This is a genomic window from Microbacterium sp. (genome assembly GCF_049661145.1).
GTDB lineage: Bacteria > Actinomycetota > Actinomycetes > Actinomycetales > Microbacteriaceae > Microbacterium.
In genome coordinates this window covers 1-2,310 of sequence record NZ_JBASZT010000125.1, presented here as the reverse complement: position 1 = coordinate 2,310, position 2,310 = coordinate 1, and the positions used below count along the sequence as shown (strand labels likewise).

The window sequence follows — 2,310 nt, the reverse complement described above, 5'->3', positions numbered from 1 at the left end:
CCGTGCGGCCGCGCCCGCCGCGCTCGGGCGCCGCCACGGGCGGTGCGAGGGTCGCCTTCGGCTTGTGATCGGCGCAGTAGTACCGGACGAACCCCGACGGATTGGTGGGATGCCGGTGCTTCACGATCCAGAGTCCCTCGCGCGGCCACGGCTCGCTGCCCGGACCACACCCGGAGCACCGGGTCGGATCGCCGGGCGCCGCCTCGGCGGCCGCCACCGGGATCTCGAAGGGGAGGGCATCGCGCCAGTCGGAGGAGTTCCTGATCTGCACGAGCGGCCTTCCCGGCGGCATCCGTTCGGAAGGGACATCGCCGTCCGCCATTGTCCCACGTCCGGCGCGCGCGGCAGGGCCCGTCGGCAACGCAGGGCCTGCCGGCGATGAGGCGAGCGGCCGGGCCGATAGGGTGCCTGAAGGGAGGGAAACGGTGGCGCGACGCGGAGTGCTGGCCGCCCGGCTCACGGCCGTGCTCATGACGGCGACGGTCCTCACCGGCTGCGCGGGCATGGGAGCGGGCGTCGGCGCGACCACGGAAAGCGTCGCGGAAGGCACAGCCACCGCGTCGGCGGCGCCCACCCCGGTCGCGATCCCCGACGGAATCGTCGCGACGGGCACGATGGTCGCCGCCGACGGGACGACGCTCGGACCCGTGACGGTCACGCGCTCCGGCACGGCATACCGCTTCGACTACCCGACGGATTGGCTACCCGACGATCCCGGCAACAGCCTCATCGAGGCCCTCTCGGACAGCCCTTTCACGATGGACGAGTGCGGCGCGGACAACATCTGGCAGCTGGGCGCGACGATCGGGCAGATCGGCAGCTTCCTGGGCGAGGCCTATCCGGATCCGACGTTCTTCACGTCACTGCTCGTCGTCAGGCCGACGGGATCCGCCGGGGACGGCAGCTGCTGGCAGCCGATCCTCGCGAAAGCAGACCTGGCGTGGACGACGCCGGTGACCCGCCCGTGGGTCGATCCGGAGGACGCCGGAGCGCGCGACGGCGCACGCGGCGCGGTCGAAGTGGTCGACGGCAGGATGCTGTACACGACGGCATCCGGCGACGTATGGAGCGAGATCGCGCGACGGTTCGCCATCACGCAGGACGACCTGGAGTGGCTCAATCCGATCCGCATCCCGGGCGAGTTGCACTCGGCATACGCGGCTCAGGTTCTCAACCTGGATCCCCTCGACCGGGGCGACAGCGAGTCCCGCCGGCCGCACTGATCGTCGAGGTGTTCATCCCGCGCGGCCCGACCATCCGGACCAGTCCACGGCGTCGACGACGCAGAAGCGGTTCCCCTCGGGGTCCTCCATGATGACGTAGTCGGCATCGGGGGGCTGCTTGTCCCAGTGCACGCGGTGGGCGCCGAGGCGCTCGAGACGCTCGACCTCGGCATCCTGGTCGTCGGCGTAGAGATCGAGGTGGATGCGGGGCGGCAGCACCCGCGGCGACGGCACGGCATCCAGCGACACCTGCGAGCCGCTGCCGGAGCGCGACTGCAGCACGACGAAATCGTCCTCGGCGGGCTCACGGACGACGTAGTCGAGCGCCCGCGTCCAGAACGCGGTCTGCGCGGGCAGATCCGTCACGCGGATGACGACCGAGCCGAGGACCAGCATGTCGGCGACGCTACGCCGTGACCGGCCGCCGCGCTAGGCAGTGGCGGATGCCGGGGCGTTCGCGACCGGCTTCACGCGCCGCAGCGACCGCAGCAGCGCGCGCCCCATGACGGTGAGGCCGATGACGGTCGTGACGGCGCGGAGGGTGTCCCAGCTGAGCGTCGAGGTCAGCAACGAGTACACCACGAAGTTGCCGAGGTTCTCGACGACGGAGCCGCCCGGCACGTACGAGATGGAGGTGTCGGCGCCGACGGCGAAGGGCCAGAACCACATGTTCATGACGAGCCCGAACGCGTACGACGACGCGATGCCGTAGGCGCACAGCATCCCGATCTCGGAGAGTCCGCGCACCCGGCGCGGCAGCAGCCCCGCGCCCGCGCCGACCCAGCCGCACGCGAACATCTGGAACGGCAGCCACGGGCCGACCCCGCCCCACATGATCGCGGAGAGGGCGATGGATGCCGCCCCCAACAGCAGGCCGAACCGCGGACCGTACGCGCGACCCGCAAGGATCAGCAGCACGAACAGCGCTTCGACCCCGCCCACGCCCGTGCTCGCGATGCGGATCGCCGCGCCGATCGCGGCGAGCACGGCGAGGAGCGCGAGGGTGTGAGCCGAACGGACGCTGGCGTCGAGTGCGGCGAGCACGAGCACGACCGCGAGCGGCGCGAGCGCGAGCGCGATGTAAGGT

The 2,310-nt window shown here is 71.6% G+C and carries 4 protein-coding genes; 1 reads left to right on the top strand and 3 read right to left on the bottom strand.

The features are described 5' to 3' along the window. A partial coding sequence (locus WBP48_RS05600) for a glucose-6-phosphate dehydrogenase (protein ID WP_424437326.1) occupies nucleotides 1-271 on the bottom strand: 271 nt, incomplete at its 3' end. Nucleotides 272-425: 154 nt separating this feature from the next. Between WBP48_RS05600 and WBP48_RS05595 the strand changes: the two genes are divergently transcribed. Next, complete coding sequence (locus WBP48_RS05595; protein ID WP_424437323.1) at nucleotides 426-1,223, top strand: LysM peptidoglycan-binding domain-containing protein; 798 nt, start codon at nucleotides 426-428, stop codon at nucleotides 1,221-1,223. A 12-nt stretch (nucleotides 1,224-1,235) separates the two neighbouring features. On the opposite strand, the gene WBP48_RS05590 is transcribed toward WBP48_RS05595, so the two are convergent. Together WBP48_RS05590 and WBP48_RS05585 are read right to left on the bottom strand one after the other, a co-directional pair. Next, a complete protein-coding gene (locus WBP48_RS05590) occupies nucleotides 1,236-1,619 on the bottom strand; it encodes a VOC family protein (protein ID WP_424437320.1) in 384 nt (127 codons plus the stop codon). A 33-nt stretch (nucleotides 1,620-1,652) separates the two neighbouring features. Then, a partial coding sequence (locus tag WBP48_RS05585) for an ECF transporter S component (RefSeq protein WP_424437317.1) occupies nucleotides 1,653-2,310 on the bottom strand: 658 nt, incomplete at its 5' end.